General features: G+C 69.6%; 11 protein-coding genes. 5 read left to right on the top strand and 6 right to left on the bottom strand.

Features of this window, described 5'->3' with window-relative positions:
• Positions 1-391: 391 nt before the first annotated feature.
• The 4 genes from galA to GGR66_RS16265 form a co-directional block, all read right to left on the bottom strand.
• On the bottom strand, positions 392-2953 hold the full coding sequence (gene galA, locus GGR66_RS16250; protein ID WP_184449098.1) for a beta-galactosidase GalA: 2562 nt from the start codon (positions 2951-2953) through the stop codon (positions 392-394).
• Entirely contained in the window at positions 2950-4125 is a 1176-nt protein-coding gene (locus tag GGR66_RS16255; RefSeq protein ID WP_184449100.1) for an arabinogalactan endo-1,4-beta-galactosidase, read from the bottom strand. Before GGR66_RS16255 ends, galA begins: the two co-directional genes overlap by 4 nt.
• Positions 4126-4141: 16 nt before the next feature.
• Complete coding sequence (locus GGR66_RS16260) at positions 4142-6844, bottom strand: TonB-dependent receptor (protein ID WP_255421737.1); 2703 nt, start codon at positions 6842-6844, stop codon at positions 4142-4144.
• Between the two features lie 329 nt (positions 6845-7173).
• Positions 7174-8067 carry a LysR family transcriptional regulator gene (locus GGR66_RS16265; RefSeq protein WP_167087393.1) on the bottom strand — a complete coding sequence of 298 codons (894 nt, stop codon included), beginning with the start codon at positions 8065-8067 and terminating at the stop codon, positions 7174-7176.
• Between the two features lie 115 nt (positions 8068-8182).
• Here GGR66_RS16265 and GGR66_RS16270 point away from each other — a divergent pair, with 115 nt between their 5' ends.
• A complete protein-coding gene (locus GGR66_RS16270) occupies positions 8183-9178 on the top strand; it encodes a putative sulfate exporter family transporter (RefSeq protein WP_255421738.1) in 996 nt (331 codons plus the stop codon).
• A 27-nt stretch (positions 9179-9205) separates the two neighbouring features.
• On the opposite strand, the gene GGR66_RS16275 is transcribed toward GGR66_RS16270, so the two are convergent.
• Positions 9206-10087 (bottom strand): SDR family oxidoreductase, encoded by an 882-nt coding sequence (locus GGR66_RS16275; RefSeq protein WP_167087397.1) that lies wholly within the window; start codon positions 10085-10087, stop codon positions 9206-9208.
• Positions 10088-10326: 239 nt separating this feature from the next.
• Between GGR66_RS16275 and GGR66_RS16280 the strand changes: the two genes are divergently transcribed.
• Positions 10327-10965, top strand: a complete 639-nt coding sequence (locus GGR66_RS16280; protein ID WP_255421739.1) for a DUF4142 domain-containing protein — start codon at positions 10327-10329, stop codon at positions 10963-10965.
• Positions 10966-11146: 181 nt separating this feature from the next.
• The gene (locus GGR66_RS16285) at positions 11147-12160 is read left to right on the top strand and encodes a cation diffusion facilitator family transporter (RefSeq protein ID WP_184449102.1); all 1014 of its coding nucleotides are present in this window, start codon (positions 11147-11149) and stop codon (positions 12158-12160) included.
• A gap of 279 nt (positions 12161-12439) precedes the next feature.
• On the opposite strand, the gene GGR66_RS16290 is transcribed toward GGR66_RS16285, so the two are convergent.
• On the bottom strand, positions 12440-14503 hold the full coding sequence (locus GGR66_RS16290) for a 3-hydroxyacyl-CoA dehydrogenase NAD-binding domain-containing protein (protein ID WP_184449104.1): 2064 nt from the start codon (positions 14501-14503) through the stop codon (positions 12440-12442).
• A 238-nt stretch (positions 14504-14741) separates the two neighbouring features.
• On the opposite strand from GGR66_RS16290, the gene rpoE reads away from it, so the two are divergent.
• Together rpoE and GGR66_RS16300 are read left to right on the top strand one after the other, a co-directional pair.
• A complete protein-coding gene (rpoE, locus tag GGR66_RS16295; protein WP_167087404.1) occupies positions 14742-15362 on the top strand; it encodes an RNA polymerase sigma factor RpoE in 621 nt (206 codons plus the stop codon).
• Complete coding sequence (locus tag GGR66_RS16300; RefSeq protein ID WP_184449106.1) at positions 15359-16321, top strand: sigma-E factor negative regulatory protein; 963 nt, start codon at positions 15359-15361, stop codon at positions 16319-16321. The genes rpoE and GGR66_RS16300 overlap by 4 nt, the downstream gene beginning before the upstream one ends.
• Positions 16322-16381: the final 60 nt, after the last annotated feature.

Genomic DNA, 16381 nt, shown 5'->3' on the forward strand with positions numbered 1-16381 from the left:
CCCCCGCATGCCCGCCGTGTGATGCGAGATATAGGCGTCGGCGCAAAATGCGTCAATTGATCTGCGACACTTGTCTCAAAGTGTCTACTTGACGAGACGCCCGCATCGTTGTTTCAGCGTTGGTGACGCGACGATGCTGAAGGTATGACGGTGAGATGTCGCGGGACGCGCCTGCGCATGCCACGCATTGCGGTGACGACGCGGTGGCCATCGCGCCATGGACAAGCGCGGGCGTGATGCTGGGCGCATTGACGCCATCCAGCCGGAAGCCGCACGTGCCTCGACCGGCAATGGTCAAGGTTGGGGCGCAGAAGACCGGCAATGATGCCGACGCCGAAGCGCAGCTGCCCTGTGCCCATCGCAGCACCCTGGCAGCGAAGGTGCCCGGTGCTTACGCCACGAACGGACGCGATCGCGCGCGCTCCACAGGCAGCGCCAACCGCGCCGATGCCAACCCGGTCGCCGTAGCTTCCACTGTCAGCGTGCCCGCCGTGCGCGTGGTCTGCAGCAAGGCCATGCACAGGCCGTTGAAGGCGTGGCGATGGTCGGCCTTGTCGCTCTCGTGGCTGGACGGGTCGCCGTTGCCCACGCCGATCAGGCGGCCGGGACCGTGGACGGCGAAGCGCACGGCGTCGCTGGCGGTGGGTACGACGCGGCCCTGCGCGTCGACGATTTCCACCGCGACCACGGCCACGTCCTCGGCGTCGGCCAGCAGGGTGGTGCGCTCGCAGCGCAGGCGCACCGCGGCCGGAGCGCCGACGGTCTCGCGCAGTTGCGTCAGCACCTGCTTGCCGCCGCGGTAGCCGCGCGCTTCGATGCGACCGGGGGCGTAGCGCACGCGCCACTCGACGTGACCGTAGGCCGGCACCTGTTGCAGGCCCTGGCTGACGCCGTTGACCAACAGTTCCACCGCGTCCAGGTTGCTGTGGCACCACACGTCGACCATGCCGTTGTCGCGCTCGTCCAGCAGGCCATCCCAGTTCCAGTGCGGGAACAGGTGCAGCACCGGCTCGGCGGTCCACTGCGCGCGGTAGTACCAGTAGTTGTCCTTGGGAAAGCCGCAGCTGTCGAGGATGCCGAACTGCGAGGCCACGTTCGGCCAGCGGTTGTACGGGGTCGGTTCGCCGCGGTAGTCGAAGCCGGTCCAGACGAAGCCGCCGGCGATGTACGGGCGCTGCGCGACATAGCTCCACCAGGCTTCGGCGCTGCTGGCCCACCAGGGGTAGTCGAGGTCGTAGGCGCGGGCGTAGCCGCGCACGTCGTCGGTGCGGTAGTTGCCGCGCACGCCGACGGTGCTGCCGGTTTCGCTGCCGTAGACCGGGATCTGCGGATGGCGCGCATGGAAGGCGTCCATCTGCGTGGTGCGGTAGTTGAAGCCGACCACGTCCACGACCTGGCCGACGCAGTCGTCGAAGCCCTTGTCCATGGCGAAGGTGGTGGGCCGGGTCGGGTCCAGGCGCCGCACCAGGCGCTGCATGCGCGCGACGATGCGCGCACCGCGCGCGGTGACCATCTGCGGTTCTTCGTTGCCCAGCGACCACAGCATCACGCAGGGATGGTTGCGGCCGCGCCGCACCATCGCGGTCAGTTCGGTCATGGCCTCCTCGTCGGAGGACATGCGCCGGGTCTCGTCGATCAGCAGCAGGCCCAGCCGATCGCACAGCTCCAGCACCGCGGGCGAGGCCGGGTTGTGTGCGCTGCGGTAGGCATTGCAGCCCATCGACTTGAGCTGGCGCAGGCGCCATTCGTGCAGGCGGTCGGGGATGGCGGTGCCGACGCCGGCATGGTCCTGGTGGTTGTTGGTGCCGTGCAGCTTGTAGACGGCGCCGTTGAGCAGCAGGCCGCGCTGCGGATCGAACTGCAGGCGGCGCACGCCGAAATGCGTGGTGGTGGCGTCGCAGGTGCGGCCATCGCCGAGCAGGCGCGTGGACAGGGTGTAGCGCTGCGGGGTTTCCGGCGACCACGGCGCGGGTGTGCCCAGGTCCAGGGTCTGCTGCACGCGCTGCACCACGCCCGGTTCGACCGTAATCGGCGCCGAGCTGGCCTGGGCGACGATGCGCCCGTCGGGGGCGCGGATCACCGACACCACGCTGCACTGGCGCGGTGTCGCGCCGTTGTTGCCGAGTTCGGTTTCCACCATTGCTTGTGCGTCGCCGCCGTCCCAGGCGCTGCGCACGAAGACGCCATCCATCGGCACGTGCAGCGCGTCGGTGGTGCGCAGCCAGACGTGGCGGTAGATGCCGGCGCCTTCGTAGAACCAGCCTTCGCCGAGGGTGGCGTCCACGCGTACGGCGATGATGTTCCTGGCGCCGTAGTCGAGCACGTCGCTGAGGTCGACCTCGAAGCCGCAGTAGCCGCTGCCGTTGCGGCCGACGATGTGGCCGTTGCAGAACACGATGCAATCGCGGAACACGCCGTCGAATTCCAGGCTGATGCGCTTGCCCAGGTCCTCGGTCGGAATCTCCAGCACGCGCCGGTACCAGCCGATGCTGGTCTGCGGATCGGTGCGGCCCAGCGGCTTGTAGCCATGCGCGGCGGCCGGGTCTTCGCCATTGACCAGGGTGGAGGTCGGGTCCTTCCGTGGCGGCAGCGTGACTGCCCAGTCGTGCGGCAGGTCGATGCGCTCCCAGTCGCTGTCGTCGAAGCCGAGCAGGGCGGCATCGGCGGTGTCCTTGCCGGCCTTGGCGTAGGTGCGCTGGAAGGTGCCGAAGTTGAAGTCGCGCGCCGGATCGTCGGCGTGGCCGAGATGGAAACGCCAGCCGGTATCGCACAGCAGGCGCCGGCGCGGCGCGTCGTCGTCCAGGTCCAGCCACAGCGGTGACGCGGCGCTACCGCTGGCGGGCGTGGCGGCCAGCGCGGCCGGCGCCAGCGCCGCGGCCGCGCCGGGCACTGCCACCTGCACGCCGCCGGCGACCAGCGAGCGCAGGAGGTCGCGGCGGCTCAGTTCGATCATGGCCGCGCGTCCTGCGCCGGCGCGTCGGCCTTGCTCGCTGCCGTGGCCGGAGCCGGCCGGTAGGCGTGCTGCATGAAGCCGATGCCGGGCAGCAGTTCGTTGCCGTGGCGGAAATCGAAGAAACTGGCGTTCTCCCACGAGGAGCCGACGCCCCAGCGGGTCTTGCACTGGTTGCTGGTCCACGCCGGCTCCCAGTACACGACGCCGCTGCCGCCGTTGTCGACCACCAGTTGGGTGAGGTCGACCAGGTACTTCAGCTGGCCCTGCGGCGTGGCCGGGTAGCCCGGAATCAGCGAGTCCGCGCCGAGCAGGTTGGGCGAGGGATCGCCGCTCTCCAGCGTCCATGGATAGGCGGTCTCCACCACCATCACTTCGGCCGGATAGCGCTGGCGCAGGCGCTTGATGGTGGCGCCGAGCTGGTCCATGGTCTCGCGCGACCACTTGCGGTAGTAGCTGATGCCGATGAAGTCGAAGTCGCGCACGCCGGCCTTGGCCGCGTCGGCGAACCACGGCTCCACGTTCTCCGGCTGGGCGATATGCAGCATCACCTTCGGTTTGATCGTCGAGCGCGCGCCGGCGTCGCGCACTGCCTTGATGCCGGCGTTGAACAGCTTGGCGTTGCGGGTCCAGTCGATCGGCCGGCGCTTGTCCCAGGGCTGGCTGTCCATCAGGTCCGAATTGCTCTCGTTGCCCACCTGCACCAGTTCCGGCATCAGCCCTGCGCGGTCCAGCGCGCTCAGCGTGTCATAGGTGAAGCCGTACAGCGTGCGCGCCAGTTCGTCCTGGTCGGTGATCGAGGCCCAGGCCTTGGGGATCAATTGCTTGTCGCCGTCTGCCCAGTCGTCGGAGTAGTGGAAGTCCAGCAGCACCTGCATGCCCTGCGCACGCGCGCGACGGATGGTCTTCTTGACGTCGCTCAGGTCGCTGTAGCGGGTCCAGCGCGCATCGTTCCACAGGCGCACGCGCACCAGGTTGGCGCCGTGCGCGTGGAACAGCTCGAACGGGTCGCGCACCGTACCCTGCTCGCGGTACTGCACGCCGCAATCCTCCATCTCGTTGACGTAGGACAGGTCGGCGCCCAGGTACAGCGGGCCGGCGCCGGCCATGGGCGCGGCGAGGGCGGCGGCCATGGCCAGCGCGAGCGCCGGCAGCCAGGTGCGTTTGGATCGCATGCGGGTCTCCACCGGCTCAGAACGTGTAGGTCGCTTCCAGGGCGAAGCGGCGCCCGAACAACTGGTAGCCGCCATCGTCCTGGTTGGCGAGCCGGTTGCGCTTGTTGTCGCTGTAGGCGCGCAGTGGTTCGTTGGTCAGGTTGCCGACCTGGAACTTGAAGCCCAGGTGCTCGCTGTAGCGCCAGGCCAGGCTCAGGTCCACCGTGCCTTCGCTCTCCAGTCGCGCCAGCCGCGCCGCGTTCCAGCCGTACACCACGGTGTAGGGGCTGTGGTACTTGTAGCCGATCCGCGCTTCGAAACTGCCGTTGTTGTACCAGAAGTCCAGCGTGCCGGTGTTGCGCGCCAGGCCGCTGAGCGGCAGCGGATTGTCCGCCGGCGAGAACTCGTGCAGGTTGGACTCCACGTACGAGTAGTTCGAGTAGATGCCGAAGTTCTCCATGTGCGGGATGAAGAAGAACGGGGTCTGGAAGGTCAGCTCGGCGCCGTTGATGTAGCCGCCGCCACCGTTGAACGGCCCGCTGATCAGGTAGTCGCGGCCGTCGATGGTCTCGTGCTGGGTCTTGTAGCCGATGCTCGAATCCACCCATTTGCGGTACAGCGCCAGCGCCGCCAGCGCTTCCTTGTGGAAGTACCACTCGTAGGACAGGTCGAGCTGGGTGGCGCGGAACGGGTTGAGCTGCGGGTTGCCGCCGCTGCCGGTGAGCTGGCCGACGGTGGTGTTGGGATCGTCGAGCGCGCGTCCGGTACGCAGTTCGTCCAGCGGCGGCCGCGCCATCACCTTGGCCACCGATACGCGCAGGATGCGCTCGGGGTCGATCAGGAAGTTGACCGTGGCGCTGGGCAGCACGTCGGTGTAGGTCTTGCCGGCGCTGCTCGGCTGCACCACGCCGCCGACGGTGTCGTAGCCGTTGCTGTCGGTGTCGGTGTGGACCACGCGTACGCCGGCATTGCCGGTGACGTCCACGCCGAACCACTGCGCACTGAACACCGCCTTGGCGAAGGCCTCGCGCACGTTCTCCTCGACGTTCCAGTGGTCCAGGCGCTGTTCGGCGGCCAGGCCGGGATCGAAGCCGCCGAAGCCGAGCTTGGCGATCGCGTCCAGGTCGCCGCCGGTCAGCGTCGGCACGTTCAGATCCGGCATCGTTACCGGGTAGATCAGGTTCTGGTAGGCGGAGATCGGCTGGTCGTAGCCGGACTGGAAGCTGGTGAAATGGCGGTTCTGCTTCTCGCGGCGTGCGGCGCGCGCGCCGAACTCCAGCGCGGTGATCGGCGAATCCTCGATCGCGCGGCTGGCGCTCAGTGCCAGCGCGGCGATGCGGTCGCGCAGCGCCTGCGGTTCGGTCTGGCCGCTGATGCCCCATTCCGGCGCATCGGAGCTGGTGCTGATGGTGGGGGTGACGCCATGGCGGAAGTCGAACGATACCGTGTCCGGGTTGCTGCCGAAGCGCACCGCGCGCCAGTCGTTGTCGCGCTTGGCCTGCGAGAACGACAGGTCGCTGCCCAGCGTCCACACGTCGCCGCGCCACTTGGCGTTGAGGCCGCCGGCCGCCAGCGTCTTGACCTCGTTGTAGTTGGCGATGACGTGGTCCACCTGCAGCCTGGAATTGGCCAGGGTGCCGGCGACCACGTCGCCGTCGACGATGGTGTAGGACGAGCCGGGCGTGGTGTACGGGTTGCTGGTCGAATAGATGCTGTAGCCGAGGTTGTTGAACCAGTTCTGGCGCTGGTCCTCGTCGATGCGGATGCGCGAGTACAGCCCGTCGAGCTTGAGTTCCAGGTTGCCCGAGCGCCACTGCACGGTGCCCATCGCGCCGGTGCGGGTCTGCTCGGTCAGCTTGAGCTGGTCGGCCGCGCCCCAGGGCGTGTAGTCGACCTTGCCGTCGCCATCGACGTCGCGCGCGCTGCTGGCGTCGGTGTAACCCCAGGTGCCGATCGAGACGCCGGCGTTCTTCTGCTTCTGGTAGGTGGCGCCGAGCGCGACCGCCAGGTTGTCGTTGATGCGGTGGATCCAGCTCGCGCCCAGGCGCTGGCCCCACGGCGAGTAGTCGCGTGCGTCCTTGGCCTCGTCGTAGTAGACCGGGCCGGCGGTGGCGACGAAGGTCGGGCCGGTGTGATCGAGCGGGTTGATGGTGGAGATGTCCACGGTGGCGGCGATGCCGCCGGCGATCAGGTCCGCCGAAGGGGTCTTGTAGACCTTGACGGTGGAGACGATCTCGGTGGGGAATACCTCCCAGCGCACCGCGCGGTTGGGTTCGGAGGAGGCGATCTCGCGGCCGTTGACCGTACCCATGGTCATGCGCGGGCCGAGGCCGCGCACCGTGGCCAGACTTTCGTTGCCGCGGTCGCGGGTGCCGTTGACGCCGGGCAGGCGCACCAGCGCCTCGGCCACGGTGACGTTGGGCATCTGCCCCATGTTGTCGGCCGAGATCACCTCGACCACGTGGTCGTCGAGCTGCTTGGCCTGCACCGCCTGTTCCAGGCTGGCGCGCTGGCCGACCACCATCACGTTGTCCAGGGTGACCGGTTGCTGGCCGTTCTTGGCGTCGGGCGTGGCATCGGTTTTGGCGGGCGGCGTGGTCGACGGATCGGCGGTGGCGCTCTGCGCGTGCGCGGCGAAGTTGCCGGACAGGACCAGGACGATGGCCGCGCCCAGCAGGGTGCGGGCGGCAGGACGATGCGCGCGCCGGCCGAGCGGGCGACGGAGCTGTTCCAAAGGCATTTTTGTTCCCTCCCAGGACAAAAAGTGACCGAGCAAGTTGGCATGGGCCGGAAGGGTCCGGTCCTGGGGGCATCGACAGGACGGCGTGCGTGACTGCAGGCTGTCCTGGTCGTTGTCCTCGATGGCGTGTCTGTCGGCGCGGCAGGGCGGGCGTGGCATGTCCTGCGGCGGCGCCGGGGACATCCCCGTTCCGCTGCCTTGGCGCGCGAGAGACCGGGAGCGAGGATAGAAGCGCAAGGCATTCCATTCCAATGAAGCATTTGCCGAGGGCTATCTCGTTTTGGAATGGATGTCGCGCGCCGCGGCGCGTCACCCGGTCTGCGCTGTGCTCAGGCCGTGGCGGATGGGGTCTGCAAGCCGAGCAGGGCGGCCGCCGCCGCGCCCAGGCTGCGTTCGCGGTGGTGCAGCGCATGGAAGGTGCGTTCGCTCAGCGTCACGGCGAGGCGCTGCAGGCGGCCGCTCTCCAGCCAAGGCGCCGCGGCCAGCTCCGAGATCGCCGCCAGGCTGTGCCCGGCCTGCACCGCCGACAGCACCGCTTCGTTGGAGGGCAGGGACAGCGCCACGCGCAGGCGGTCCGGGGCGATGCCGGCGGTGCGCAGCGCCGCCTCGAACGCCGAACGGGTGCCCGAGCCGGGCTCGCGCATGATCCAGGTGCTGTCCGCGACCAGCCGTGCCAGCCCGGGGCGGCGGCGCCCGGCCAGCGGGTGGTCCGGCGCGGCCACCACGCTCAGCCGGTCGTGGTCCAGCGGTGAACTCCGCAGTTCCGCGGCCTGCACGCGCCCCTCGACGAAGCCCAGTTCCGCGCGCCCCTCGCGTACCGCACGCGCCACGCTGTCGGTGTTGCCCACGCTCAGGCGGATCTCGATCTGCGGATAGCGCGCGTGGAACGCCATCAGCCGGGTTGGCAACCAGTAGCTGGCCACGGTCTGGCTGGCGTGCAGGTCGAGCGTGCCGCGCAGCACGCCGCGCCATTCGCTCAGCGCCAGCTCGGCGGCGCGGCTGCGCGCCAGGATCGCCTTGGCGTCCTCGCAGAACGCCGCCCCGGCCGCGGTCAGCACCAGGCCGCGGCCGACCCGGTCGAACAGCGCCACCCCGTACCGATGCTCCAGCGCCTTGATCGCGGCGCTGGCGGCCGAGGGCGTGCGATGCGCGGCCTGTGCGCCCAGGGTCAGGTGCTGGCGCTCGGCCACCGCCACGAACAGCGCGAGTTGTTCCAGGGTCATGCGAGGACCGTTCGGATGGATCGAATGAAGTGTGCGTCATTATGCGATGGATCGAAATGGTCAACGGGCGCAATCTGCCGCCACTTCGATCCGGACCGCTCCCATGCGTACGCACTTGCACAGACCTTCGACCTTACTGCCCGGGCTGGCCCTGGCCATCGCGGTGGCGGCGCTGGCCTGGCTGGCCGAGCGCGCGCAACTGCAGTGGCTGGGTCGGCGCTGGATCGACGCGTTGGTGTTCGCGATCGTGCTCGGCACGCTGCTGCGCACCGCCTGGCGGCTGCCGCCGTCCAGCCACGCCGGCATCGCCTTCGCCGCCAAGCTGCCGCTGGAACTGGCGATCGTGCTGCTCGGCGCCTCGGTCGGCATCGGCGCCATCGGCGCCGCCGGCGGTCTGTTGCTGGGCGCCATCGCCGCGGTGGTGCTGCTGGCGATCGCGCTCGGCTACGGCATCGGCCGCGCGCTGGGGTTGCCGTCGCGGCTGGCCACGCTGGTCGCCTGCGGCAACGCGATCTGCGGCAATTCGGCGATCGTCGCCGCCGCGCCGGTGATCGATGCCGACTCCGACGACGTCGCCGCCTCGATCGCGTTCACCGCCGCCCTGGGCGTGCTGGTGGTGCTGCTGCTGCCGCTGGCGGTGCCGTTGCTGGGGCTGGACCAGCGCCACTACGGCATCCTCGCCGGCATGACCGTCTACGCCGTGCCGCAGGTGCTGGCGGCAACCGTGCCGGTGGGGGCGGTCAGCGCGCAGGTGGGCGCGTTGGTGAAGCTGATGCGGGTGTTGATGCTGGGGCCGGTGATGCTGCTGCTGGGCTTGATCCGCGGCGGATCGCCGGCGCAGCGGCGCCCACTGCATGCGCTGGTGCCGTGGTTCGTGTTCGGTTTCGTCGGCATGATGGGCCTGCGCGCGCTGGGCGTGCTGCCGGCCCCAGTGATCGAGGCGGCGCAAACGCTGTCGCTGCTGTTCACCCTGGTGGCGATGGCGGCACTGGGCCTGTCGGTGAATCTGCGCAGCGTGCTCGCCTCCGGCGGCCGCGTGCTCGCCGCCGGCACGCTATCGCTGCTGGCGCTGGCCAGCCTCAGCGTGCTGCTGCTGCGCTGGTTGCCGTAAGCGCGGTACGACGCGGCGCGTTCGTGGTCAGTCGCCGTGGATGCGGCCGCTCTCGCCAGCGAGGTACAGCGTGCCTTGTGGGTCGCGCGCCGGCTGCGCCTGCCGCTGCTGTTCGCTGCGCAGCGCCGAGAGCCGGTCGGCCAGGCGCGGCAGCAAGTGGGTCATCGCCACGTTGGCGCTGGCCAGCATGCCGACCTTGACATCGCGACCGCCGTGTTCGGCCGCATGCAGGATCGCCTCGGCGACCCGCAGCGGTGCGATCATCGGTTTGGGCAGCGTCGGTTCCTCGCGCAGATAGTTGCGCGCATGCTGCGGATACGGCGTGTTCACCGCGGTCGGCTGGATCAGCACCACCGATATCGGTGCGCCGTCCAGCTGGTCCAGTTCGATCCGCAAGGTGTCGGTAAAGCCCTTTACCGCGTGCTTGGACGCCGCATACATGCCCTGTAGCGGAAGGGCCGCCTCGGAGGCCTCACTGCCCAGATTGATCAGGGTGCCGCGCGAGGCGAGCAGATGCGGCAGCGCCGCCATCGATCCATGCACCACGCCCCAGAAGTTCACGTCGAACAGGCGCCTGCTGTCGCCATCGTCCACATCGGCAAGCTTGCCGTAGATCGCCACGCCGGCGTTGTTCACCCAGGTGTCGACGCGCCCGAAGTGCCGGATCGCCACCGCCGCGGCTTCGTCCAGCTGCGTGCGCTCGGCGACATCGGCGACGACGGCGAGCGCGTCGCCGCCGCCATCGCGGATGGTCTGCACGGTCGCGTCGAGAACGCCCTGGCTGCGCGCCACCAGCACCAGGCGGGCACCGCGTTCGGCGGCCAGTAGTGCGGTACACAGGCCGATGCCGCTGGAGGCGCCGGTGATCACGATCACCTGTTGCGCGAGCGGAAGATGTCGCTGTGCCATGTGCTGTGCTCCGGAGTGGGATAGCCCCAGCCTGGGCCGCGGCGCGTTGGGGGGTGTGAGGTACGGATCGCGGTGGCGTCAATCGTCGCGGGCATCACATAAATCTCCGCAAGCGATGCTGGGTGCGCATTGGTCCATTTTGCGGCTGCAGCATTTCGCATCGTGTGCACCCACGTTCAACCAGGCGCTCACGAGAGGCGGCAGAGCATGGCTGCACCTGTCATGCAAAGGAAATCGTCATGCGTCCTTCCCGTTCCGTTCTCTCCCTGGCGCTGGTGTCGGTCTTCGGCATCGGCCTGGCCCACGCACAGACCGATACCTCCGGCCAGGCCGGCACGCGCGATCCCGGCGCGATGCAGCAGAACGCCCCGTCGACGACTGCCTCGCCGGCGTCGACCAGCATGCAAGGCGCGCGGACGGCTGCGCTCAACGAAAAGCAGGCGCTCGGCGTGCTGTCGGCGATCAACATCAGCGAGGTCAACGCCGGCAATCTGGCCCTGCAGAAGCAGGTCAAGGGCCCGGTGCGCGACTACGCCATGCAGATGGTGAAGGAGCATTCCGACAACAACGCCAAGATCGCGCCTTGGGGTCCCGACACCAAGGCCGCGCCCGCGCAGCAGCAGATGCAGAAGGCCAAGGCGGAAGCCGGCAAGCTGCAGGCATTGGACGGCGATCGCTTCGAGCAGGCCTACGTGGCGGCGATGGTCAAGGATCACCAGGCCGCCCTGCAGATGCTCGACAGCACGCTGATCCCTGCGGCCAAGACCCCGGAAGTGGCCGCGCATCTGCGCACCACGCGCGCGCATGTGGCCGAGCACCTGGCCAAGGCGCAGCAGCTGCAGAGCGCTGGCGCCACGCCGGCCGGTTCCAGCCGCTGAGCCATGCTGCGGGTCGCGGCCGAGCCGCCGCGACCCGCACCGCGACCGCGTCGCTCGCGGCGGCAGTGTGCGCGGCGTTTCGTTGCGGTCCAGGGCCGTCGCACCGGTGGTGTAATAGTCTCCGCGCAGGCGGCGGCCTAAGGTAGCGGCCATCTTCCTCCGCATCGCCATCGGTCGCCCCATGGGACACGATCACAGCCACGCCCCCACCGAAATCCGTCACGAGCAGCCCCTGTGGTGGGCGCTCGGCCTCACCGCGCTGTTCCTGGTGGTGGAAGTGGCCGGCGCCTTCGTCACCAACAGCCTGGCGCTGTTGTCCGACGCCGCGCACATGGCCACCGACACGCTGGCGCTGATGATCGCCTTGGTGGCGGTGCGGCTGAGCCGGCGCCCGCCCGATGCCAAGCGCAGCTATGGCTATGCGCGGCTGGAGGCGCTGGGCGCGCTGGTCAATGGCGCACTGCTGTTCGTGGTGGCCGGCTACATCCTGTGGGAGGCGGTACAGCGTTTCCGCCAGCCGCAGGAGATCGCCACCGTCGGCATGCTCGGCATCGCCGCGTTCGGCCTGCTGATCAACCTGATCTCGATGCGCCTGCTCAAGGCCGGCAGCGGCGAGAGCCTCAACATGAAGGGCGCCTACCTGGAAGTGTGGAGCGACATGCTCGGCTCGGTCGCGGTGATCGTCGGCGCGCTGGCGATCCGTGTCACCGGGTGGAAGCTGATCGATCCGATCCTGGCGGTGCTGATCGGTCTGTGGGTATTGCCACGGACTTGGGTGCTGCTGCGCGAAGCGGTCAACGTGCTGCTGGAAGGCGTGCCCAAGGGCGTGGATCTGGACGCGGTGCGCGGCTACCTGCAGTCGGCGCCCGGCGTGGCCAGCGTGCACGACCTGCACGTGTGGGCGCTGGCCTCCAGCACGCCGGCGCTGACCGCGCACGTGGTGGTGGACGAGGGCGGCGACGCCGATGCGCTGCGCGCTGCGCTGTGCGATGGCCTGCATGCGCAGTTCGACATCGACCACATCACCCTGCAGATGGAAGCCGGCCATTGCGGTGCCGCCCCGTGCGGCGCGCCGGCCGCGGCGGGTGAGGGCGGTGGTCACGGTCATCATGGGCATGGTCACGAGGACCACGATCATGGTCATGCTCATCCCACACATGGGCACGGCCACATGCATGGGCATTCGCACTCGTAGGCAACACTGCTGCGTGATGACGTTCGTGCAGGCGCAGCGCGTGTCTTCGGTTCGGAATTGGCTACCCGCGGTTATCGGCAATGCCGGTCGCGGCTGAAGCCGCTCCTGCGAATCCTACAAGGGCGTCCGCCTCGACGGTTGCCTAGATGCCGAATCAGCTGCATGCGCTTCACCCAGCGCCGCGAGGCGCTTTCGTAGGAGCGGCTTCAGCCGCGACGCGCTTTCCCAATGGCGCCTATCGCGGTTGAAACCGTGCCTACATGTGAGCGCCTGCGCGCCTCAGACCACCGGCTCGCGCAACGCCGGCGACTCCCAGCCCGGGCGCGGCGCGAAGCGCTCGCCGTAGCGCGCCTGCAGGGCACGCAGGCGGGCGAGCAGCACGTCGGCGCCAGCGGCACGGATGTGCTGGATCGGGCCGCCGCGGAACGGGGCGAAGCCGGTGCCGAAGATCACGCCGGCATCGAGCAGGTCGGCATCGGCGACCACGCCTTCGTGCAGGCAGGCGACCGCCTCGTTGAGCAGCGGCAGGATCAGGCGGTCCTCCAGATCGTCCGGCGCGTGATAGTCCTTGGGCAGTTCGGGCTTCTTGGCGCGGCCGTTCTCCCACGCGTACAGGCCCTGGCCGTCCTTCTTGCCGCGCTTGCCCGGCTCCACCGTCTGCAGCGCCGCCGGGATCGGCAGGCCCAGGAACGGCGCCAGTTCGGCGCCGACGCCGGCGGCCACGTCCAGGCCCACGGTGTCGATCAGTTCGATCGGGCCCATCGGCATGCCGAACTTGACCGCGGCCTTGTCGATCGCCGGGCCGGGAATGCCTTCGGCATAGGCGGTGGCCGCTTCCAGCATGTACGGGAACAGCACGCGGTTGACCAGGAAGCCGGGCGTGCCGGCGACCGGCACCGGCAGCTTGTCGATCGCCTTGCAGAACGCGGCCAGCCGCTTCTGGTTCTCCGGCGCCAGCCCGTCGTGGCAGACGATCTCCACCAGCGGCATCTGCGCCACCGGGTTGAAGTAGTGCAGGCCGCCGAACTGCGCCGGGCGCTGGATGTGCTCGCGCAGTTCGGTCAGCGGAATCGAGGAGGTGTTGGTGCTCAGCAGTGCGTTCGGCTGCATGCGCGGCTCCAGCGACTGGTACAGCTCGCGCTTGGCCTGCGGGTTCTCGATGATCGCCTCGATCACCAGATCGGCGGTCGGCACGCCGTCGCCGGCCAGGTCGCCCTTCAGGCGCGCCGCCACCGCCGGGCGCTTGCTGTCGTCCTTGACCCGCTTGGCGAACAGCTCGCCGGCACGGCTCAGCGCACCGTCGATGAAGCGCTGCTCGCGGTCCTGCAGGGTCACCTCGAAGCCCTTGTAGGCCGACCAGGCGGCGATGTCGCCGCCCATCACCCCGGCGCCGACCACGTGCACGTGGCGGATGCCGTGATCCTTGCCGCCCAGCGCCTTGAGCCGTTCGGTGAGGAAGAAGATGCGGATCAGATTGCGCGCGGTCGGCGTGCTGGCCAGCTTGACCACCGCCTTGCGCTCGGCGTCCAGGCGCGCCTGGATGCCGCTGCCGCCGCTGCGTTCCCATACGCCGATCAGCGCGTACGGCGCCGGGTAGTGTTCCTTGCGCGCCTTGCGCGCCACCTGCTTGCGCATCTGCGGCGCCAGCAGCTTGCGCGCCGGCCAGGTGTTGGTGGCCCAGGCGGTGGCGCGTTGCTTGAAGGAACGGGCGCTGCCGGACAACGCCAGCGCCACCGCGGTATCGGTCAGCACGGCCGGTGCGGCGACCTTGTCGACCAGGCCCATCGCCCGCGCCGCCGAAGCCGACACGGTGCGTCCGGTGAGCATCAGGTCCATCGCCGCCGGCGCACCGATCAGCCGCGGCAGGCGCGCGCTGCCGCCCCAGCCGGGGAAGATGCCGAGCTTGGTCTCGGGCAGGCCGATGCGGGTGGCCGCATCGCTGGAGGCCACGCGGTAGCGGCAGGCCAGGGCGATCTCGGTGCCGCCGCCCATGCAGAAGCCGTGGATCGCCGCGACCGTGGGGCAGGGCAGTTCCGCCAGCTTCTGGAAGGTGGCTTGGCCGCGGCGGATGGCGTCGTTGACGGTGCCGCGGCGGTCGAATTCCTGGAATTCCTTGAGGTCGGCGCCGGCGATGAAGCCGTTGTCCTTGGCCGAGCGGATCACCACGCCCTTGGGCGGATCGATGGCGATGCGCTCGAGCAGGTCGCCCAGCTCCAGCAGCACGTCCTGCGACAGCGCGTTGACGGGCGCGTCCTGGCGATCGAGGCTGAGCACGATCACGCCGTCGCCGCGAAAGTCCGCCTGCCAGTGACTGAATCGGAGCCCGTCGAAGCCTGAAAGCATGGGGAGGACCATCCGCTTATGTATGGAGAAGATCGTTATCATCCAGAGGTTGTTTCCGTCGCGTCAAATCCCAATCCAAGGAATTGACGCGCGTCCCGCGACCGCTGGCCTTGCGCCAGCCTAACGGAACGCCGGTTAACGTCGTGGGGCGGCGATCCGCTGAGGGGCGCTGAACTTTTTTCCGAATTGGCGGTCAGAGGGTCCGACGTAGGTTGGGCTGACAGGAGTGCGGCCCGCTATGGCCGATGTCGAAACACCCCAGGAGCTGGACCTGGAACTGGTCCGGCGTGTGCAGCGCGGCGAAAGCGCGGCGTTCGATGTGCTGGTGCGCAAGTACCAACACCGGATCGTCGGCCTGATCGGGCGCTACATCGCCGACTGGAGCGAATGTCAGGACGTGGCCCAGGACACCTTCATCCGCGCCTACCGCGCGATGGGGAGCTTCCGCGGCGACGCCCAGTTCTCCACATGGTTGCACCGGATCGCCGTGAATACCGCCAAGAACTACCTGGTCGCGCACAACCGCAGGCCGCCCACCGACGATGTCGACGTGCTCGATGCCGAGCAGTTCGACAGCGGCACCCGCCTGCGCGACACCGACACGCCCGAGCGCGAGTTGATGCGCCAGGAACTGGAGCAGACGGTGATGAAGGCGGTGAACGCGTTGCCGGAAGAATTGCGTACCGCCATCACCCTGCGCGAGGTGGAGGGCATGAGCTACGAGGACATCGCGCAGAAGATGGGCTGCCCGATCGGCACCGTGCGTTCGCGGATCTTCCGCGCCCGCGAGGCCATCGACGCCGAACTCCGTCCCCTGCTGGATACCGACAGCGCCACCCGTGAGCGACACCGCGTATGACCGAGAGCACGCCCTTTCCCAAGCCAGTGCCGGCGCCCGACAGCGCCGCGCCGGACAAGTTCGAGTTGCACTACCGGCAGCAACTGTCCGCCCTGATCGACGGCGAACTGCCGGCCGACGAAGCGCGTTTCGTGCTGCGCCGGCTGCAGCACGACGAGGAACTGTCCGGCTGCCACGAGCGCTGGCAGTTGTGCGGCGACATCCTGCGCGGCCGCGTCAGCGTGCCGGCGCCCAGCGGTTTCAGTGCCCGCGTGCGCCAGGCGGTGGCCGCCGAAGCGCAGCAGGCCGCGCGTGCCGAGGCGGCCAGCGCGGCCGGCAAACGTCGCAGCTGGCGCTGGGGCGGCAGTGCGGCGCTGGCCGCCTCGGTCGCCGTGCTGGCCCTGTTCGTGACCCAGCGCCTGCCGCAGACCCCCGAGGCGCTGCCGCCGGCGCAGGTCGCCGATGCCACCGCGCCTGCGCCGACTCCGGCGGCGACCACGCCGCAGGTCCCGACGCCTGCACCTGCGCCGGCCGATCCGCAGGGCGATCTCGCCGCAGCCGTTGCTGCGGCGCCGGCGATGGCGATCGCCGCCAACCGCCGCCAGGACGCCGCGGCGCGACGCGAGGCCACGCGCAGCGAACAGGCCGCGCGCACCCGCAGCGTCCCCGCCGAGCGCGCCTACGCGGCGGCGGCGGCCACCAAGCCGCGCGCCAAGGCGCCGGCGCAGACGCCGTTCGTGGCGCCGGTCGCTGTGCCCCCGACGATGGTCGCGCAACACGCCAGCGATCCGTTCGGGCATCCGGCAACGCCGCTGCAGGCCCGGCCGTGGCCGCGCTCGACCCTGCCGGCCGCCGACGCCGGCAGCGAGTTCACCGCCAGCTTCCCGCGCAGCGGCGCGGACCCGGCGGCGTTCTATCCGTTCGAACCCCGATTGCCTGCCGACGCCGCGGCCAACCCGCCGCCGCATCCGCAGCCCTGACCCCGCGCGCCGGCAGGCGTCCGTGCTGCGTCCCGGCGCGTGGTCCCCGTTGCTTCGTTC

The organism is Xanthomonas sp. 3498 (assembly GCF_014199795.1).
Classification (GTDB): Bacteria; Pseudomonadota; Gammaproteobacteria; order Xanthomonadales; family Xanthomonadaceae; genus Xanthomonas_A; species Xanthomonas_A rydalmerensis.

Bases quoted from the DNA above. Each gene is read 5' to 3' on its own strand.
- GGR66_RS16265 (WP_167087393.1), bottom strand. From the start codon at position 8,067: ATGACCCTGGAACAACTCGCGCTGTTCGTGGCGGTGGCCGAGCGCCAG.
- GGR66_RS16290 (WP_184449104.1), bottom strand. From the start codon at position 14,503: ATGCTTTCAGGCTTCGACGGGCTCCGATTCAGTCACTGGCAGGCGGAC.
- GGR66_RS16255 (WP_184449100.1), bottom strand. From the start codon at position 4,125: ATGCGATCCAAACGCACCTGGCTGCCGGCGCTCGCGCTGGCCATGGCC.
- GGR66_RS16260 (WP_255421737.1), bottom strand. From the start codon at position 6,844: ATGCCTTTGGAACAGCTCCGTCGCCCGCTCGGCCGGCGCGCGCATCGT.
- GGR66_RS16300 (WP_184449106.1), top strand. From the start codon at position 15,359: ATGACCGAGAGCACGCCCTTTCCCAAGCCAGTGCCGGCGCCCGACAGC.
- rpoE (WP_167087404.1), top strand. From the start codon at position 14,742: ATGGCCGATGTCGAAACACCCCAGGAGCTGGACCTGGAACTGGTCCGG.
- GGR66_RS16275 (WP_167087397.1), bottom strand. From the start codon at position 10,087: ATGGCACAGCGACATCTTCCGCTCGCGCAACAGGTGATCGTGATCACC.
- GGR66_RS16285 (WP_184449102.1), top strand. From the start codon at position 11,147: ATGGGACACGATCACAGCCACGCCCCCACCGAAATCCGTCACGAGCAG.
- galA (WP_184449098.1), bottom strand. From the start codon at position 2,953: ATGATCGAACTGAGCCGCCGCGACCTCCTGCGCTCGCTGGTCGCCGGC.
- GGR66_RS16280 (WP_255421739.1), top strand. From the start codon at position 10,327: ATGCGTCCTTCCCGTTCCGTTCTCTCCCTGGCGCTGGTGTCGGTCTTC.